Raw genomic sequence first — 18,257 nt, forward strand, 5'->3', positions numbered from 1 at the left:
TCCCTCCTGTTTTGGGTGCCAAGGACTACTCGTTTTCACATTGAAGTGAACGTCGAATTAACTTCCGATCTTAATGCCCGCCAGTAACTATAACTCGCTAGTGCCTTGAGCCATCGCCGCTCAAGGCCGCTGCCGTGCGGCGCATATATATGCGCGGGGGGAAATGAATGGCTCGAGCAAACTCCAGACTGAAGGTCCTTTCGATTTTTGGTACACGTCCGGAAGCCATCAAGATGGCGCCGTTGATCAAGGCACTGGCCTCAGAACCTGGCATCGATTCGCAGATCTGCATCACCGGTCAGCATCAGAGCATGCTTCAACAAGTGCTGGACATGTTCGACCTCAAAGCTCATTACACCCTGGACGTCATGACGCCCGGGCAGACCCTGAACACCCTGACCGCCGCGCTGTATGCCGCGATCGACCCGGTGCTCGAACAGGCCCGGCCGGACAAGGTGCTCGTGCACGGTGACACCACCTCGGCCATGGTCGCGGCGATGTCGGCGTTCCATCGCCGAATTCCCGTGGGCCACGTCGAAGCGGGACTGCGCACCGGCGACATCCACCAGCCGTGGCCTGAGGAGATGAACCGCCGCACGATTGATCTGATCTCCGATCACCTGTTCACGCCCACCGCCGAATCGCGCCGCAATGTGCTGGGTGAGCGGCTGCAGGGTAAATCCTTCGTCACCGGCAACACGGTGATCGACGCGCTGAAGATGACCGCCGAGCGCATCGACCAGAATCGCCAGCTGCGTGTCGCGCTGGATCGTCAGTTCAACTTCCTCGACCCCAAACGCAAGTTACTGGTGGTCACCGGCCATCGTCGCGAGAACTTCGGCGACGGTTTTCTCGACATCTGCAAGGCGCTGCGCACCCTGGCTTCGCGTGACGACATGCAGATCGTCTACCCGGTTCACCTCAACCCCAACGTGCTGGGCCCGGTGACCGAGCACCTTGGCGGGCTGGCGAACGTTCACCTGATCAAGCCTCTCGACTACCTGTCCTTCGTGCGCCTGATGCAGCTGGCCCACGTGGTGCTGACCGATTCGGGCGGCGTGCAGGAAGAAGCCCCGTCGCTGGGCAAGCCGGTGCTGGTCATGCGTGACGTGACCGAACGTCCTGAAGCCGTGGCAGCAGGAACCGCGCGCCTGGTCGGTACCGATCCGAACACCATCGTGCGGGGCGTCTGCGCCCTGTTCGATGACGAGCAGCTGTGGCGCCGCACCTCGCAGACCGCCAATCCCTATGGCGACGGCAAGGCCTGTTCGCGCATCGTCGACGCGCTGATGGGCCGTCCGGTGGATGAGTTTGTCGCTGAACTGCCTTCCCGGCGCAGCGAGGCAGAAGAGGTGCACCGCCAGCCGATGGCACTGCGCTCGGTGTCCAGCCTGCATTAGTGAGCGCACCTGAAATACCGGCCGGCCATTGCGATGGCCAGGCCCGCTGAAATCCCCGTGGAAGCGAAGGGCTTCGCCTGAAGTCCGATCCGGTGGTCAACCACCGAGCCGCCCTGGAGCGGCCTTCCGCACACAACATCGCCTTGATCGAGATCTGACTGAATGAAGTCTTCTGTAACCGTACCCTCGGGCGCGTTGCACGCCCTTGCCTGCAGCTTGAGTCTGCTGGCCGTCACACCCGCGTTCGCCCTTGCCGCCGACAGCCCGCTGAGCCAGGCGATCAGCCGCCTGAACGCCGACACCCGCCAGCAACGGGTCATCGAACTGCGAGAGCTGGGCATCGATCGCCCGATCATTCTCAGCGCCAGCGATGCGCGCCGTGAGCTGTACCTGCCGGTGCCCGCCGACGTACCGCTGACCGACGCCTCGCTGCATTTCGACGCCAGCTACCTGAACGGCGACGCCGGGCGCAATACCCTGTTGCTGTCGCTGGATGGCTATCCGGTGCGGGCGCTGGGACTCAACGAAGGGGAAGGGGACGCCAGCGCGGTGCTGGGCGTGGACAAGGCTGCGCGCGAAAGCGGCTCGGTGCGGTTGGGGATTGCCTGGTCGTCGATCGTTTCGCGCATCCAGTGCGAAGACGAGCGGGCGATCGGCAACGTGCTGCGGATCGATCCGCACACCCGACTCAGCTACAGCTTCGACGCGATGCAACTGCAGGACGTCGGCGCCGCCTGGAATGCACTGCCGGGCAAACCTGGCATTCTCGTCGCACCGGGTGCGCTGTCCAGCGCCAGTTACGATGCGGCGTGGCGTCTGGGCGTTGCGCTTGAGCGGATCGGCAAACAGGCGCGCATCGTGCCGTTCCCTTCGGTCAAGGACAGCGTGGACGTCGGCACACTGAATATCCCGGCCGAGCTCAAGCAGATTCCGGCCTTCGCCAGCCTCGACGGCAAGGGCCTGCGTACCCTCGACGATCCGGCGCAGATCGGGGCGTTGTTGATGCTCGGTCAGAGCCCGGCGCTGAATGTCGATCTGGCGGTGAGCGACCCGCAACTGCTGAAGGCAATCACCGAGTCGCTCGATGCCCTGCAACGCCAGGTTCAGAGTGTCGATGGCTCGGCCGTCAACGCATTCGCCCAGTGGCGCGAGCGCCATGTCAACGCGGCATTGAACACCTCGGGCAGCGATAACGTGCGTCTGGCACTGCTCGGCGCGCACCCGTTGCTGATGATCAATCAGGACGCTGCCGGCAAGGCCATCGGTCTGTTTGGCGCGGCGTGGAACAAGCTGGCGCGCAGCCGTCAGCTGACGGTGGGCGAAGAAGCGGGCATGCCGCTGAGCGAAGACGGCCGAGTCGCGCTGACCCGTCTGGGCGGTCGGCCGGGCAGCCTCGACGTGCTGGCCAAGACGGACTGGAGTGCAAGTTTCCCGCTGGGCAGCGTTGCCTACGACGGCCGGATTCCGGTCAGCGCCGCCATCGATGTGGCCGCCGCTCCAGGCGCGACCGACACCCCGCCGGTGGTGAGCCTGTTCCTCAACGATTATTTGATCGGCGCCAGGCAACTCGACGCCGACGGCCAGAGAGAACGCATCGAGGCGCGCATTCCGCGTTACGCACTGGCGGCGCAGAACACCTTGCGCGTCACCTTCCAGCGTCAGCCGGTCAGCGACCTGTGCCGCGAAACCCCGCAGCCGTTCCCCATCGCCGTGCTGCCCAGCAGCCACGTGACGCTGGAGAAAACCACACTGGACAACGACTTCGCCGGCATGGCCGCGCGCTTCGCATCCGGCACCCAGGTACTGGTCCCGCAGAGCTATCTGGACCGACCTGCCGCCAGCCTGCCGCAACTGATCCGCATCGCCAGCGCCAGCGGTGTGTCGCCCTTGCGCGCCGAGCTCAAGGTCAGTGCCGACGCCCAGACCGCCATCGCCCCGGACAAGGCCTTCCTGGCCTTCGAGGTGCCGATCAAGGACAGCGACGAGTCGGTCCAGGTCGACTATGACGGGCATCTGTTGATTCACCACAAAGAGCAGACGCTGCTGGACCTCAAGTCCCTCAATCACCTGGCGTCGCTGCAAGTGATCGAGTCGGGCGCTCAGCAGGGCATGGTCTACCGCACCCTGGGCGGGCAGGCACCTGACTTCGCCCGGCCGGTTCTGCTTGAGCGCGGCAACACCACGTTGCTGGCTGACAGCGGTCCGCTGGTGACCTTCGACGCCAAGGACCCGACCGGCAGCCAGATGGTCGATGATCAGGCGCCCAAAGGCCTGGATGCCTGGCGTAAGCCGTCGGCACTGTGGCTCATCCCCGCCGCGGTGATCGCGTTCCTCGTCCTGCTGCTGGCTGGCCGTCGCGCCCGTCGCAACCGCCAGTAACGGGAGCCGCGATGACCTCGCTTTATTGGCCTTACTGGCTGGCCCATTACTACAGCGTGCTGGAGGTCGCGACCATTGTGGTCGCGGCCATCATCCTGGTGTCGAGCCTGGACGACCTGCTCATCGACCTGTGGTACTGGGCGCGCCGGCTGTACCGAAAATTCACGGCCGAGCGGCGTTACCGGCCGCTGACCGCCGAGCAGTTGATCGCCCGGGACGAGCAGCCAATGGCGATCATGGTGCCGGCGTGGCTGGAATACGATGTCATCGCGCCGATGATCGAGAACATGGTGTCGACGCTCGATTACCAGAATTACGTGGTGTTCGTCGGCACCTACATCAACGATCAGCGCACCATCGATGAAGTCGAGCGCATGCGTCGCCGTTACAAACAGCTGCATCGGGTGGAAGTCCCGCACGCCGGTCCGACCTGCAAGGCGGACTGTCTGAACTGGGTCATCCAGACGATTTTCCTGTACGAACAGACCCACGCGGTGACGTTTGCCGGCGTGGTGCTGCACGACAGCGAAGACGTCCTGCATCCGCTGGAAATGCGCCTGTTCAACTACCTGCTGCCACGCAAGGACATGATTCAGTTGCCCGTGGTGTCGCTGGAGCGCAACTGGTACGAATGGGTCGCCGGCACTTACATGGATGAGTTCGCCGAATGGCACGGCAAGGATCTGGTGGTGCGTGAAAGCATGACCGACAGCGTGCCGTCCGCAGGCGTCGGCACCTGTTTTTCGCGGCGCGCGTTGCAGGTCCTGGCCGACGAGAATGCCAATCAGCCGTTCAACACCGACAGCCTGACCGAGGACTACGACGTCGGCGCACGGCTGGCGCGTCATGGCATGAGCGCGATCTTCGTGCGATTTCCGGTGCAGTACCGGATTCTACGCAAATCGTGGTTCAGAAAGCCCTACGAGTCGACCCTGGAAATGCCGCTGTGCGTGCGTGAGTTCTTCCCCGACACGTTCCGCACCGCGTTTCGCCAGAAGGCGCGCTGGACACTGGGCATCGGGCTGCAAGGCTGGGAACAGATGGGCTGGAGCGGGTCGCTTGCCAACCGTTATCTGCTGTTCCGCGACCGCAAAGGTCTCATCACCTCGTTTGTCAGCATCATCGCTTACGTGATCCTGGTTCAGTTACTGGCCCTGATCGTGCTGCGCGCGAGCGGGTTGTGGAACACCACCTTTCCGACGCCGTTCGAGAACAACGGCCTGGTGACAGTCCTGCTCGCGGCCAACGGCGTGGCAGTGCTCTGGCGGATGGCCCATCGTTGTTATTTCACGACCATCATTTATGGCTGGCAGCATGGCTTGCTGTCGATGCCGCGCATGGTCGTGGGCAACTTCGTCAACTTCATGGCCGCCGCCCGTGCCTGGCGCCTGTTTCTGGTAGGCAAACTGCTCAACCGCAAGCTGGTCTGGGACAAGACCATGCACGATTTCCCGTCCACCGATCTGGTGGCCCGGGCGCCGCGCAAGCTGGGCAGCGTGTTGCTGTCGTGGCAGGCGATCAACGACGAGAAGCTGCAAAGCGCGCTGGACGAGCAGCAGACCCGGCAAATGCCACTGGGCCGGATTCTGCTCAGCCACGGCTGGCTCGACGACGAAACCCTGGCCGAAGCCATCGCCTTCCAGAACGATCTGCCCCGGGTCTTCGACGTGGCCGCCAAAGTCCAGCCGGACTCATTGCTGGCCGATGAATATTGCCTGCGCTGGCGCGTGGTGCCTCTGGCGCTGGACATTCAGGGCCGCCCTGAAATCGCGGTGGCCAGCCCGTTGTCGCAAGAGGCGCTCGAGCAGATCACCGAACAGATGGGCGCGGAGCCTGTGCAGATGATCGCCCGGGAAAGCGAAATCGTGGCGCAACTGCGCCGACTGGAAGTGGTGGCTGGCCAGCCGTTGCCGGCGGCAACGCCGTTGCTGGGCGACCTGCTCATCGAGCAGGGCTTGCTGGACCGCCAGACCTTCAACCGCGCGATGTTGCAATACCGACCGCACGTGCATGGCCGTATCGGCGACTACCTGGTGGACAGCGGTGTGCTCGCGCGGGAAACCATCGAGCGGGCCGTGGCGCATCAACACAGCCACTCGCCCTCGGGCGACCGAACGGAGCAACCGTCATGAAGCTCCTCGCACCTTTGCATCGCACGCTGGGGTTGAATCTGGGCTTGAGCCTGGGCCTGCTGCCTATGCTCTGTCACGGGCAGGGCCAGGCCGAAATCCTGCCGTTGCCGCTGAGCGGTCCGGCGTATGCGATCGCCAACGAGGCGTACGGCGCCTATAACCGCAAGGACTACGACCTGGCCATCGCCAAGGCCCGCGAGGCCCTGCGCCAGCGGGACGACGCCGGTCAGTTGCGCAAGTTGATCGCTCTGGCCGAACGTGACAAGGACCGCCGCGATCATCCTGAGCGCTACCCCGATGCGCGGCCAAAACCGGGTTATCTGGACGGCAATCGGGCACTGCGCGCCTACGCCGAGGGGGACTACGAACGCTCTGCGCAATTCGCCCGCAAGGCGATCAGCCAGGCGCCGAAAAACGCCGATTACCGGATGATGCTGATCGAAGCGCTGCAGCGACAGCAGCGTCTGGAGGAAGCAGAAGTGGCGACCCATGATGCCGTTCAGGCACTGGGCCCGCAGCCTGCGTTGAGCCGTCGTCTGCAGTCGATCCATGAGCAGATGGCGGTGGTCAAGGCCGCCAAGGGCTACGAAGCGTTGGCCCGCGGTGACAACGACACCGCCGTCAGTTATGCCCGCGATGTGGTCCAGCGCTATCCGCAGGAAATCGCCTATCGCCGCCTGCTCGTCAGTGCACTGATCGCACAGCAACAGTACGCCGAGGCCCGCTCGGCCGCGACCGAGGCGCTGGCGTTGAAAGGCAACGACGCGACGTTGCTCGCCCAGCGCGGCCAGACGCGTTTGCGCCTGGGCGACAAACCCGGTGCGCAACAGGATTTCGCCCAGGCCCTGGCCGTCGGCAATCTGCCGCTGCGCGAACAGGCTTCGCTGTACGCCGCCATGGGACAGCCGCGTCAGGCGCTGGAGCGCATGCAGCAGGCGCGAGACGCGGGCGAGCTGCAGCCCGGCGATGAAGTGCAAATGGCGTATTTCCTCAGTCAGTCGGGCGATGATCATGCGGCGCTGGCAGTGTTCAAGCGCCTGGACCGGCAGAACGGGCTCAAGCCCAAGGAAGTCCAGGATGCGGCCTACACGGCCATGCGCGCGTCCGAAGACGCGCAAGCCATCGCCTACTTCGACCGGGTCCTCGATTACCAGAAAGCCGGCGATCTGAAGATGCCCGATCAGCAGGTGTTCGACACGCGCCGCGCGGTGTCCGACCTGTCCCGCGAATGGGGCGTGACTAACACCACCACTTACCGGGGCGCGAGCACCAGCAATGGTCTGAGCGGTACGCCGAGTCGCAGCAACGACAGCGTGCAGAACAGCACCGAGGTGTTCTGGCGTCCGGCCGGTTACCGCGATGCGCGTTTCGTCGAGCTCTATGGACGCGTCACCGACACCCTGTGGAACAAGGAAAGCGGCAACGACAAGGGCATGGATGCCTTGCAGGGTGCAGTGGGCGTGCGCATCAAGCCGTTCTCCGAATACAACGTCATGGCGGCGTTCGAGCGCACCTTTCCGTTGGCGGGCTCCAAGGTCGACGGCGACTGGCTGGTGCGCCTGGGCTATGGTTCCAGCATCGGCACCGACTTGCGAGTGGACGTGCCCAGCTGGTGGACGTCACAGCTGTACGCGGAGGGCGGCCGTTACCTGAATGACAAACGCAACTACTTCAACAGTGAATGGCAACTGGGGCGCAGCTTTCGTCTGGATCGTGTCAGCCCCAGGTTGGTGGTGTTTCCCCACGTAGTCGCCGCGGTCGATTACGACTCGAAGATGCGCAGTGAGGTCGATGCGCTCGGGCGCACCAAAACCTCATCGGACAATGCCGGCGGTGCAGGCGTCGGGGTCGGTGTGCGGTACTGGTTCCGCGAGACCGCGCACAAGGCGCCGCAGTCGTACGTCGATTTTTCGGTGCAGTACCGGGAGAAGGTGTTCGGAGATGACAGCGCAGAGGGCGTCTTCGCTCGATTGACGTACTCGTGGTGAGCAGGGTGCTGAACGACAGGGCAGGGAGGACAGGGATGTCACGCATCGTGAAAACGTCACTGACGGCGTTGCTGGTGGGCGTACTGGGTGTCGCGGCCGACACCTTGTACGAGCTTGGCCGGGTCACGCGGCCGAACATTGCCGGCATCGTCTGGCAGCCGGACAACGCCACCGTCGGCATTTCGGGCAACTGGCACACATTGGGTGCCCATGAGTTGCTGGTGCAATGGACGGCGGTGGACGGCCAGGCGTTCGTCCCGGATGCCGGTCTGCCTCAGGTCCCGGTGCTGCCGGACTGGGCGCGGATCAGCCGCGAGCCGTGGGCGCAGGATGTGATCGTCGGGCTGGCGGGCTACTTCAGCGAGAATCGCTCGCGGGACAATATCGAAGAGCTGGCCGCCTTGTCCGAGCGGCTGGCCAAGGTGAAAACACCGCTCAACGTCACAGGCTGGTATTTCCCCGCTGAGGTCGATCCGAGCTGGAGCCGTGCCCGAGAGCTGCCCGCGCTGCTGGCCCGGTTGCCTCGACCTTTGTGGATCAGCGTTTACGATGGCGCCAACATCGGCCCGCAGGCCACCGCCGACTGGTTGAAAACCTGGCTGCCGGACGACATTGGCGTGTTCTTTCAGGACGGCGTCGGCGTCTATGCCCGTACCGCGCCGGTGGCGCGCACCTATGCCGACGCGCTGCGCCAGGCGCTGGGTCCCAACCGCGTGAAAATCATCGTCGAGGCGTTTCGTCCGCAAGTCGGCGGCGGTTTTCGCTCGGCCACCGTGGATGAGTTGAAACCCCAGCTGGCGGCCTATCCCGGCTACCCGTTGTACCTGTTCGACGGCCCGCATTATGTGACCCCGGAGTTGGTCAACGCACTGTCGAAATGACGGGTGCCCTCTGATCAGTCATGGGCCGCCCATCTCGCCTCGTTTGTGTGCACGTGAACGCGCGTGGTTCTTTCAAAAGCGTCATCGAGCCCCGGTAAAACGCGGCTCTTGGGCCGTGGCTCGGGTTTTGCTTTCAGTGAATCCAAACTTGGATACAAGATGGAATTCACCATGCAAGAGACTGTCAGTTTCCCATCCGCTAGCCTTCAATCCGCAACCGGCCCCTGTGGCTGGACCATCACCGAGTGGCTCGCGGCGTATCGTCAGGGTGTGACGTCGCCGCAAAGCCTGCTGACGCTGCGCGATCAGTTCGCCGAAAATGATCCGGCCTGGATTGCGATTGCAACGGCCGCGCAGATCGAAGCCCAACTCCAGGACCTGAGCGAGCGGCTCGAAGCGGCCAACGGCGACATCGACAAGCTGCCGCTCTACGGCGTGCCGTTCGCGATCAAGGACAACATCGATGCCGGTGGCTGGATGACCACGGCGGCCTGCCCGGAATTTGCGTATCCGGCCGATGACGACGCCACGGTGGTCCAGCGCCTGCGCGCGGCAGGCGCGATTCTGATGGGCAAGACCAACCTGGATCAGTTCGCCACCGGTCTGGTGGGCACACGCTCGCCCTACGGCGCGGTACCGAACAGCTTCGATCCGGAATACGTCAGCGGCGGATCGAGCTCCGGCTCGGCCTCGGTGGTGGCGCGCGGACTGGTCGCGTTTTCGCTGGGCACCGACACCGCAGGATCGGGCCGCGTGCCTGCCGGTTTCAATAACATCGTCGGGCTCAAGCCGACCAAAGGGCGCCTGTCCAACAGCGGTCTGGTTCCTGCCTGTCGCACGGTGGACTGTATTTCGGTGTTCGCCCTGACCGTGGACGATGCCCAATGCGTGGCCGAGGTCGCGGAAGGTTTTGATGCCCGCGACGCCTATTCGCGACGCAACCCGCACACGGCGCCGCTCGGCTTCGGTCAGACGGTGAAGCTTGCGATCCCGGACACGCTGGAGTTTTTTGGCGATGAGCAGAGCCAGGCCGCGTACGAGCAAGCGCTGCTCAACCTGAGCGCCATGGGTGCGCAGATCACGCCCATCGACTTCGCGCCGTTCAAGGCCCTGGCCGAGCAGCTGTATTACGGGCCGTGGGTGGCCGAGCGCACGGTTGCACTGACCGCGATGCTGAAATCGCAACCCGACGCGATCAATCCGGTGGTGCGCGGCATCGTCGAAAGCGGGCTTGGCTACAGCGCCTGCGATGCCTACAACGCCGAGTACCTGCGCGCCACCTTGAGCCGACAGATCAATGATGCGCTGGCAGGCTTTGACGCGCTGGTCGTGCCGACCTCGGCGACCATTCACACGCTGGCGGAAATGGACATCGAGCCGGTGCTGTACAACTCGCATTTCGGTTACTACACCAACTTCACCAACCTGGCCGATCTGTCTGCGCTCGCGCTGCCCGCCGGGTTTCGCGGCGACGGGTTGCCGGCGGGCATCACGCTGATCGCCCCGGCCTGGCATGACACGGCGCTGGCCAGTTTCGGCAAGCGCTGGCAGGCCAGCCTGGGCTTGCCCATGGGCGCAACCGGTCGGGCATTGCCTGCGCCAGTGCAGCCAGCGCAACCGCGTGGCAGCGTGCGCGTTGCGGTGGTCGGGGCGCACCTGACGGGCATGCCGTTGAATTTCCAGCTGACCAGCCGCGATGCCGTGTTCGTCGAGCAGACCCTGACCGATACCGATTACCGGCTCTACGCGTTGCCTGGCACTGTGCCGCCAAAACCCGGCCTGGCGAAATCCGAGGGCGGCAGCTCGATCATCGTCGAACTGTGGGACGTGCCGCTGGCCCGCTTCGGCGAGTTCGTGGCCGAGATTCCGGCGCCTTTGGGCATCGGCAACCTCACGCTGCTCGACGGCCGCAGTGTCAAAGGCTTCATCTGTGAACCGTGGGCGATCGCCGGCGCGCAGGACATCACCGGCTTCGGTGGCTGGCGCGCCTATATCGCCAGCCTGAAAAAGGCCTGATAGGACGAGCAGCCCGCGGTAGCATTGTGTTGCCGGCGGCCACCCCGGCACGCCGGTACGCAAGGCTTCCCGGCCGGGCTGCCCGGCCCGACGACTTTGCCCACTCCATCGCCTGGACCGAACATGCAGATTGCCCATTCGCAAAAGCCCAAGGAACGCCCGGACAACATGGCCGAGCGCATTTATCAGCAGCTCAAGGAAGACATCTTCGAGTTCCGTCTGCTGCCGGGCGACCGCTTCAGCGAAGGCGAAGTGGCCGAGCGGGTGCAGGCCAGTCGCACGCCAGTGCGTCAGGCGCTTTACCGCCTGGAGCGCGACGGCTATCTGGAGGTGTATTTCCGCAGCGGCTGGCAGGTGAGGGCGTTCGATTTCAACTATTTCGAAGAGCTGTATGACGTGCGCATCGTGCTGGAAAGTGCGGCACTGGCGCGCCTGGCGCAGATGGAGATTGACGGCAATCAGACCCTCGACGCACTTCGGCAAACCTGGCTGGTGCCGCCCGCCGCGCAGGTGCAGGACACCCAGCAGGTGTCGGCGCTGGACGAGCGTTTTCATTGTGCGCTGGTGGAGGCTGCCGGCAACGTCGAGATGGCTCGCATGCACGCCGAGATCACTGAGAAAATCCGCATCATCCGGCGTCTGGATTTCACGCAGAAGCCCCGCATCCAGGCGACCTACGCCGAGCACGCGCAGATTCTCCACGCCATTCTCCAGCGGCGTACGGAACAGGCGCAGCAGTTGCTGAAAAGCCACATCGAGATCAGCAAGAAAGAGGTGCGCAAAATCACCCTGCACATGCTTCACGTCGCCCGGCAACGCAGCGCGATCAGGCCCGTGGCGCCCGACGTGTAAAACGTCGGGCGCCACATTGCGCGGGTCAGCTCGGGTTCCGGCGCTCGGCAACTTCCGCCAGCACGGCGAGGTCCATTTCACCTTGCCCGTGGTCCATGGCGTCCTGCAGGTTGGCGCGCACCCTCTCGGCATTTGGCATCGACACCGACGCATCGCTGGCAGCGGCCAGCACCAGATCAATGTCCTTGAGGCCCAGCACCGCCTTGAAGGCTGCCGGCTCGTAGGAGCGCTTGCCGATCAGCGCGCCGTAGCCTGAATAAATGGGGCCGGGCAAGATGGTCGACGACAACAGATCGATCAGGTCGGCGGACGCCAGGCCATGACCCTTGACCATCACGGCGGCCTCGCTCAGGGCGTCGACAGCCGAGATCAGCATGTAATTGGCCGCCAGTTTCATCACGTTGGCGTTGGAGGCCTTTTCGCCGAGACGAAAGGTCTTGCGCCCGACCAGGTCCAGCAACGGTTGAACCCGGTCGATGGCGGCTGTCGGTCCCGCGGCGAGAATGTTCAGTTGCCCGGCGGCCGCCACATTGGGTCGGCCCAGTACCGGGGCGGCGATGTAGTCGATGCCTCGCGCGCGATGCAGCGCATCCAGCTCGTCGGCGAACGCCACTGCGACGGTCGCCAGGTTGACGTGAATCAACGGGCCATTGAGTCGTTCGAGCAACCCGGAATCCAGCAGCACCGAGCGCAGCGCCTTGTCGTCAGCGAGCATGCTGAACACCACATCGGCGGCGAATGCCTGACCGGGTTCGGACACTGCAATCGCGCCTTGTTCGACCAAGGGCTGGGCAGCATTCGGCGAGCGGTTCCAGACCCGCAGTTCATGACCGCCTTTCAACAGATTGCCGGCAATGGCCTGACCCATGTTGCCAAGTCCCAAGAAGCCGATTTTCATCAGAGGTTTGCTCCTGTGAAGTAAACGGAAATGCCGATGCGATGTTTCGGTCAGCGCATCGGCCACGTCGTGTGATGAGCGCCGGAGTGGCACTTGCCCATTCGGCGATCAGTGAAGTATGCCCAAAGTGAAATGCAAGGGCAGTCGTCAACCCGACAATCCGGAGGATCAGGCAAGCATTCGGGACCCTCGGGCGGCTGCGGTCAGCGCTCAGCTCTCCTGCCCTGTCGCGACTCGGCCTGGATCACCAGTGCGATGCCGGCGCCAGACACCGCCATGCCCAAGGCCATCAGCCAGGACAGCGGTTCATCGAACATGGCCCATGCCCAGAGCAGCGTGACCGGCGGGCTCAGGTACAGCACGCTGGCGACCCGTGTTGCGGTCGCGCGGCGCAGGCACATCCAGTACAGGCCATAGCCGCCGAGCGTCGACAGGGCGACTGTCCACAGCACGCTCAAGGCAAAGCCTGCGCTGGCGATCGGCGCGAGACTGCCTTGAAGGCCCTGCAGGGCGGCGAACGCAACGCTGGACACGCAGCATTGCAGCCAGAGATTCGGCAGCAGCCCCAGCGTCTTCGGCGTCGGCGCGTGCTTTTGCCACAGCGTGGCGACGGCCAGCGACAGCATGCCCAGCAGCGGCAGGGCGTAGGCCCATGACGGCGCGTTGCCCCAGGCCAGCGCGTCGTGGGTGACTAGCATCACGCCCGCCAGTCCGGTCACCAGCCCGGCCCACACGCGCCACGTCAGACGCTGCCGCAAGACCACGGCAGCGAGCAGCGCCATGCCAATCGGCAGCAGGTCGGCAAACAGCGCGGCAAGGCCGGCCGGGACGCCCAACGCAATGCCTTGTGTGACGCCCATCAGGTAACCGGCCATCGCCAACAGGCCGATGCCGGCATTTTTCAGCAAAACCGCCAACGGCGTCTGCCGCAGCGGTTTGATGACGAAGGGAAAGAGCACAACCGTGACCACCACGCAGCGCCAGAACACCACCAGCGATGCCGGAGCGTAGTCGATCGAGAACCGTGCGCCGATGAATCCGGAGCTCCAGGTCAGAATCAGGGCGAGTTCGAGCAACGGCAACGGGATCGCCTGTCTCCGGTGGGGACGGCTCAGGGGCGTGCAGGTCAATGGCGTTTGCGAGTTCATAGGACTAACCTACGGAACCTGCGTGCTCCAATAAATCAAAATAAACGGTATCAGTTGTTCAGGATGGTTAAATAATGACGGCGATTCTCGACATCGACCTGGTGCGCACCTTTCATGCGGTGGCCCGCATCGGCAAATTCAGCGCGGCGGCTGAACAACTGCACAAGAGTCCAGCAGCGGTCAGCGTGCACATTCAACGCCTGGAGTCGATTGCCGGCGGGCGGCTGCTCAATCGCGACAATCAATCGGTCTCGCTGACCACGCTGGGCAAGCGCTTGCTGGTGAGCACGACTGAATTGCTCAGCACCCACGACCGCGTGCTGGCCGATCTGCACGGCACACGTCTGGCCGGGCGGATCAGCCTGGGCGTGCCGGACGAATACGCGACGCACGTGATCCACGACATCCTGCCGACCTTCGTGGCTGCATGGCCGAACATTGTGCTGGAGCTGAAAACCGCGCCCAGTTTCGCGCTGCGCGACCTGGTGCAGCGCGGCCGGCTGCAGGCGGCGGTCATCGCTCAGCCCAAGGAGCAATTGACCGCGCACGATCACTGGCTTGTCACGTCACAGCCGGTGTGGGTCGGTTCGGCGCAGCACGCCGACGACCTGCCTGACCCGATCCCGCTGGCCGTGCACGCGGTGCAATGCCCTTACCGTCAGGCCATGACCCAGACCCTCAAGCTCGGCGGACGGCGCTCGCGCATCGTGCTGGAAAGCCCTTCCAATCAAGCGGTGAAAGCCTGTGTCGAGGCCGGTCTGGCGATCAGCCTGGTGGACCGCGCCCGTGTCACGCCGCGCATGCGCATCCTGCACGGGCTGCCTGTCATTGCCGAGCACGATGTGGTGTTCATTCGCTCGACCGCGTCCCGGGGCGACGAGGCGGTCGACCTGCTGTCCCAGGCCGTCAGGCAGTTTTTTCGCTTGTAGCCGTTCGCGCGGGTGGGCGGTCAGGCCACGCTGTCCTGGCTGCCGAAGGTGCGCACGCAGGTCCAGACCGCGACGGCCACCGGCAGCGCCAGGCACCACAGGCCTACGCCCAGGTAAAGCAGCGCGGCACCGATGCAGCCGACCGTGAAGCCGAGCAGATTGAGGCCCACTGGTTTGAGACGCTGTCTGATCGCGGCGCGCTGCTCCGGGTCGCGCAGGCCGATCAGCGCAAACACATCGATGGCGCCTTGAGTCACGTTGCCGGTCATCAGCGTGGTCGGCGGCGCGCCTTTGAGGTGCTGGCGTGAAATCGCGTTCTGGATCGCCATCGCTGCGACGCCGGTCATGCCTGTCAACAAGGCCGCAGCGCTGTCGCCATCACTGAACGGCCCGAGCCACACGGCAAGCACGCCGAACAGGGCCAGCAGCAACGTGTGAAGGATCAGCAGCGGTCGCAACGGCGTGAGGCCGCGTCGGTTGATCGAGACCGCCGCGATGTGCGATAGCCCCACCACCAGCGCAAACACCGGCAGCGCCAGCAGTTTGGCCAGTGCGCCGGAAGTGCCGTGGACGATACTGACGCCGAGGGTGACAAAGTTGCCGGTCACGTGGGCAGTGAACAGACCCTGCAGGGCAAGAAAGCCGATGGTGTCGACGAATCCGCCATTGAAGCTGAGTGCGGGCGCCATGGAGCGGTGAATCGTTGGCATGGGAGATTCCTTGTGAGCGCCGCCGGACCGAATCGGGCGGGCGGCGTGTGACAGTGTCAGTGGTTCTTCAGAACGGATCAGGTGCCGGGGGCTGCGTCGTCTTCCAGCGGGCCTTCGGGCTGGCGGACATAAATCGCCAGCAACAGTGCACCCAGGCTCAACGCCGCCAGTGCCACGGAGCCGACGTCGATCGCCAGGTCCAGCCCCCACGCGGTGGCCGCACGTCCCAGCAGCATCGCGACGACGCCTTGCATCAGGTACGCCACCAGAAACAGCGCGGACAAGGTGCCGGCGCGGTGATGCATCGGTGCACGGGCATTGATCATGTTCAGGCCGCCCATGAACAGCAGGCTGTAACCGGCACCGCTCGCTGCGCTGGACAACAGGAACACCGACAGCGCATGGGTGGCGGTGGCCAGCATCAGCAGCGCAAGACTGGCGATCGCAAAGCTCGCACCGGCGATGATCGAGAGCCTGGAACCGAAGCGTTTGGCGACGATACCGGTGATCCCCAGCACGATGGCGAACAGTGAAATCGCGCCGCCGTTGACCAGCGCATTACTCGAGCCGATCAGGTCATGGGCAATCTGCGAGCCGAGCGACAGCATCGTGGCGCCCACCGAATAGGCGCTGAGCACGGCGCTGACCGACACCAGAAACGTGCGACGCAGGGGCTTGTGAATCTGCGGCAGCTTCAACGACCAGCGTTTTTTACTTTCTGCTGCGGTGTGGCGCGGCAGGTTCCAGACGCCGTACAGCGTGGCGATCAACACGATGACCAGCACCCAGAAGCTCAACCGGGTCGGGAAGGGTGCATATTGAATCAGCCCGCCGCTGAGGATCAGCGCGGCGGCCAGGCCGAACGCCTGTGCGGCGGTGGTGATGGCGCCTGCCAGCCTGGCTTTGCCGGGTGCGCTGAATTCCACGACGGCGGCGGCAGAGGGACCGGCAGACAGGCCAACGCCGATGCCCATGAAGGCACGGCCGACCAGCAACCAGATGACGCTTGGCGCGATGGCGAACAGCAACACGCCGATCAGCGAAGCGCTCAATCCCAGCAGCATCGCAGCGCGTCGACCGATGTAGTCGGAGAGATCGCCCAGCGCCACCAGCGTCGCGACGACGAACACCGGGAAGACCGCGAAAATCAGCGTGGTCACCGTGGGTGTCAGTTGCCATTGGTGGGCGTAAAGCGGATACATCATGGCGGGCGCGGCGCTGGTCCACAGCGTGTGGACCACCACGGCAGCGGCCACCCAGAAGTTGCATTGGCGACTCCATGTGCGTGGGGAATTGCTCATTTGACGCGCCTCGCTTTATCGAATCGGGATGTTAAGAGCGGACAAGGTTGCAGCCTTGAACGGATGTGCGTTTGTTGCGCTGGATCTGGTTGCACTGCGTCAGGACTGCGGCTGTGGCGTGAAGACCGGCCATACGAGGCGGGTCAGGCAATCGATGATTGCCTGACCCGCTGCGTTCACTGGCAAGCCGGGGCTGTGTCAGTTCAGGTGAGCTTTCAGTTCGCCTGCGGCCTGACGCATGGCGGCCTTGACTTCGGGGATGTTGCTCAGCGGGTTGAGCAGGCCGTAATCGTGAACCATGCCGTTGTAGCGCACCGCCGTCACATCGACACCGGCGGCGTCCAGCTTGCGGGCGTAGGCTTCGCCTTCATCGCGCAACACGTCCAGAGCTGCGGTCTGCACCAGCGCCGGTGGCAGGCCTTTGAGCTGGTCGGTCGTGGCACGCAGCGGCGATGCATGGATCTCGGCGCGCTGGCGGGCATCGGTGGTATAGCTGTCCCAGAACCAGGTCATCATGTTCTTGGTGAGAAAGTGGCCTTCAGCGTATTGCTGGTACGAACCGGTGTCGAAGCTGGCATCGGTCACCGGCCACAAGAGCAACTGGAAGCGCAGCTTCGGCGTGTTCTGTTCCTTGGCCATCAAGGCGACCACTGCAGCCATGTTGCCGCCGACGCTGTTACCTGCCACAGCGAGACGCGAGCCATCGACGTTAATCTCCTTGCCGTGTTCGGCGACCCATTTCGTGGCGGCGTACGCCTGATTGATTGCGGTCGGGTAATGTGCTTCCGGCGACGGCGTGTAATCGACGTACACTGCGACGGCCCCAGAGCCCACCACCAGATCGTGGATCAGGCGAGCGTGGGTCGGGTAATCGCCCAACACCCAGCCGCCGCCGTGGAAAAACATGAACACCGGCAACTCACCCTTCACCTTGGCCGGACGCACGATGGTCAGCTTGATGTTCTGGTTGTCGGCCTTGATGGTTTTCTCGCTCACCTCGGTGCCGGAGAGGTCCACTTTTACCGAGTTCTGCGCGCCAGTCAGTACGGCGCGGGCATCCTTGGGCGTCATTTGTTCAAGAGGCCGTCCGCCACCTGCCGCCAGCGCGTTGAGGAACGCCTGGGTCTGATGTTCAGGCACGTCGTTCTCAGCGGCGAATGCACTGCCGATGGACAGGGCGAGGAGGGTGGCGGTCAGGGCTTTTTTGATGTTGTTCATGTGGGCTCTCTCGAAATTCGTCAGTTGGTCTTCAGCGGAGGGCGCCGTCTGCCGGCGCCCGTCTCAAAATGTTCAGCCCGCTCGCGCCGTTTCGCGCTTGTTGGCTGGCTTGGACGTAACTGTACGGATTTAGAGTGAGGGGAACAATTAGGGTAAATCGGGACTCATTGTTTCTTATTTGGGGACGCTGCGGGTTGTCCGCTGGCACTGCGCCGATTGCACGGGCTCGCTTGCCTTGGGGAATGACGTTTGATTAACACGTGCGGCGGATGCAACGATCTTTCGCGAGCAAGCTCCTCCCCCCTGTTTCGCGGGGTGACACAGTCTGGCAAAACACCACAAAACCTGTCGGAGCGTGGCTTGTCCCGCGATCGGCGACGCAGTCGTCGTAAACCTGGGCTAGGC

13 protein-coding genes are annotated in these 18,257 nt (G+C 64.0%); 8 read left to right on the forward strand and 5 right to left on the reverse strand.

The genetic code is table 11. The features are described 5' to 3' along the window. The first annotated feature begins 167 nt into the window (after window positions 1-167). The 7 genes from wecB (at window position 168) to QRN36_RS21900 (ending at window position 11,648) form a co-directional block, all read left to right on the forward strand. Entirely contained in the window at window positions 168-1,400 is a 1,233-nt protein-coding gene (wecB, locus tag QRN36_RS21870) for a non-hydrolyzing UDP-N-acetylglucosamine 2-epimerase (protein ID WP_285425973.1), read from the forward strand. Window positions 1,401-1,562: 162 nt separating this feature from the next. Beyond that, on the forward strand, window positions 1,563-3,779 hold the full coding sequence (locus tag QRN36_RS21875; RefSeq protein WP_285425974.1) for a cellulose biosynthesis cyclic di-GMP-binding regulatory protein BcsB: 2,217 nt from the start codon (window positions 1,563-1,565) through the stop codon (window positions 3,777-3,779). 11 nt (window positions 3,780-3,790) lie between these two features. Next, window positions 3,791-5,911, forward strand: a complete 2,121-nt coding sequence (locus QRN36_RS21880; protein ID WP_285425975.1) for a glycosyl transferase family protein — start codon at window positions 3,791-3,793, stop codon at window positions 5,909-5,911. Window positions 5,912-5,976: 65 nt separating this feature from the next. After that, window positions 5,977-7,899, forward strand: a complete 1,923-nt coding sequence (locus tag QRN36_RS21885) for a tetratricopeptide repeat protein (protein WP_373568784.1) — start codon at window positions 5,977-5,979, stop codon at window positions 7,897-7,899. A gap of 35 nt (window positions 7,900-7,934) precedes the next feature. Beyond that, a complete protein-coding gene (locus tag QRN36_RS21890; RefSeq protein WP_285425977.1) occupies window positions 7,935-8,780 on the forward strand; it encodes a hypothetical protein in 846 nt (281 codons plus the stop codon). Window positions 8,781-8,951: 171 nt separating this feature from the next. Further along, window positions 8,952-10,796 carry an allophanate hydrolase gene (gene atzF, locus QRN36_RS21895; protein WP_285425978.1) on the forward strand — a complete coding sequence of 615 codons (1,845 nt, stop codon included), beginning with the start codon at window positions 8,952-8,954 and terminating at the stop codon, window positions 10,794-10,796. A gap of 123 nt (window positions 10,797-10,919) precedes the next feature. Next, complete coding sequence (locus QRN36_RS21900) at window positions 10,920-11,648, forward strand: GntR family transcriptional regulator (protein WP_285425979.1); 729 nt, start codon at window positions 10,920-10,922, stop codon at window positions 11,646-11,648. Window positions 11,649-11,673: 25 nt separating this feature from the next. Here QRN36_RS21900 and QRN36_RS21905 read toward each other — a convergent pair whose 3' ends face one another. Together QRN36_RS21905 and QRN36_RS21910 are read right to left on the reverse strand one after the other, a co-directional pair. Continuing rightward, window positions 11,674-12,546, reverse strand: a complete 873-nt coding sequence (locus QRN36_RS21905; RefSeq protein ID WP_285425980.1) for an NAD(P)-dependent oxidoreductase — start codon at window positions 12,544-12,546, stop codon at window positions 11,674-11,676. A gap of 203 nt (window positions 12,547-12,749) precedes the next feature. Then, a complete protein-coding gene (locus tag QRN36_RS21910) occupies window positions 12,750-13,694 on the reverse strand; it encodes a DMT family transporter (protein WP_285425981.1) in 945 nt (314 codons plus the stop codon). 74 nt (window positions 13,695-13,768) lie between these two features. Between QRN36_RS21910 and QRN36_RS21915 the strand changes: the two genes are divergently transcribed. Continuing rightward, window positions 13,769-14,623: a LysR family transcriptional regulator gene (locus QRN36_RS21915; protein ID WP_285425982.1), complete on the forward strand. Its 855-nt coding sequence runs from the start codon at window positions 13,769-13,771 to the stop codon at window positions 14,621-14,623. Between the two features lie 20 nt (window positions 14,624-14,643). Here the strand turns inward: QRN36_RS21915 and QRN36_RS21920 are convergent, their stop codons facing one another. The 3 genes from QRN36_RS21920 to QRN36_RS21930 form a co-directional block, all read right to left on the reverse strand. Beyond that, window positions 14,644-15,333: a YoaK family protein gene (locus tag QRN36_RS21920; protein WP_285425983.1), complete on the reverse strand. Its 690-nt coding sequence runs from the start codon at window positions 15,331-15,333 to the stop codon at window positions 14,644-14,646. A 77-nt stretch (window positions 15,334-15,410) separates the two neighbouring features. Next, a complete protein-coding gene (locus QRN36_RS21925; protein ID WP_285425984.1) occupies window positions 15,411-16,634 on the reverse strand; it encodes an MFS transporter in 1,224 nt (407 codons plus the stop codon). Window positions 16,635-16,832: 198 nt separating this feature from the next. Further along, window positions 16,833-17,852 carry an alpha/beta hydrolase gene (locus QRN36_RS21930; RefSeq protein WP_285425985.1) on the reverse strand — a complete coding sequence of 340 codons (1,020 nt, stop codon included), beginning with the start codon at window positions 17,850-17,852 and terminating at the stop codon, window positions 16,833-16,835. Between the last annotated feature and the right edge of the window lie 405 nt (window positions 17,853-18,257).

It is taken from the genome of Pseudomonas sp. efr-133-TYG-103a, assembly GCF_030209235.1.
In the GTDB taxonomy this organism is placed as follows: Bacteria; Pseudomonadota; Gammaproteobacteria; order Pseudomonadales; family Pseudomonadaceae; genus Aquipseudomonas.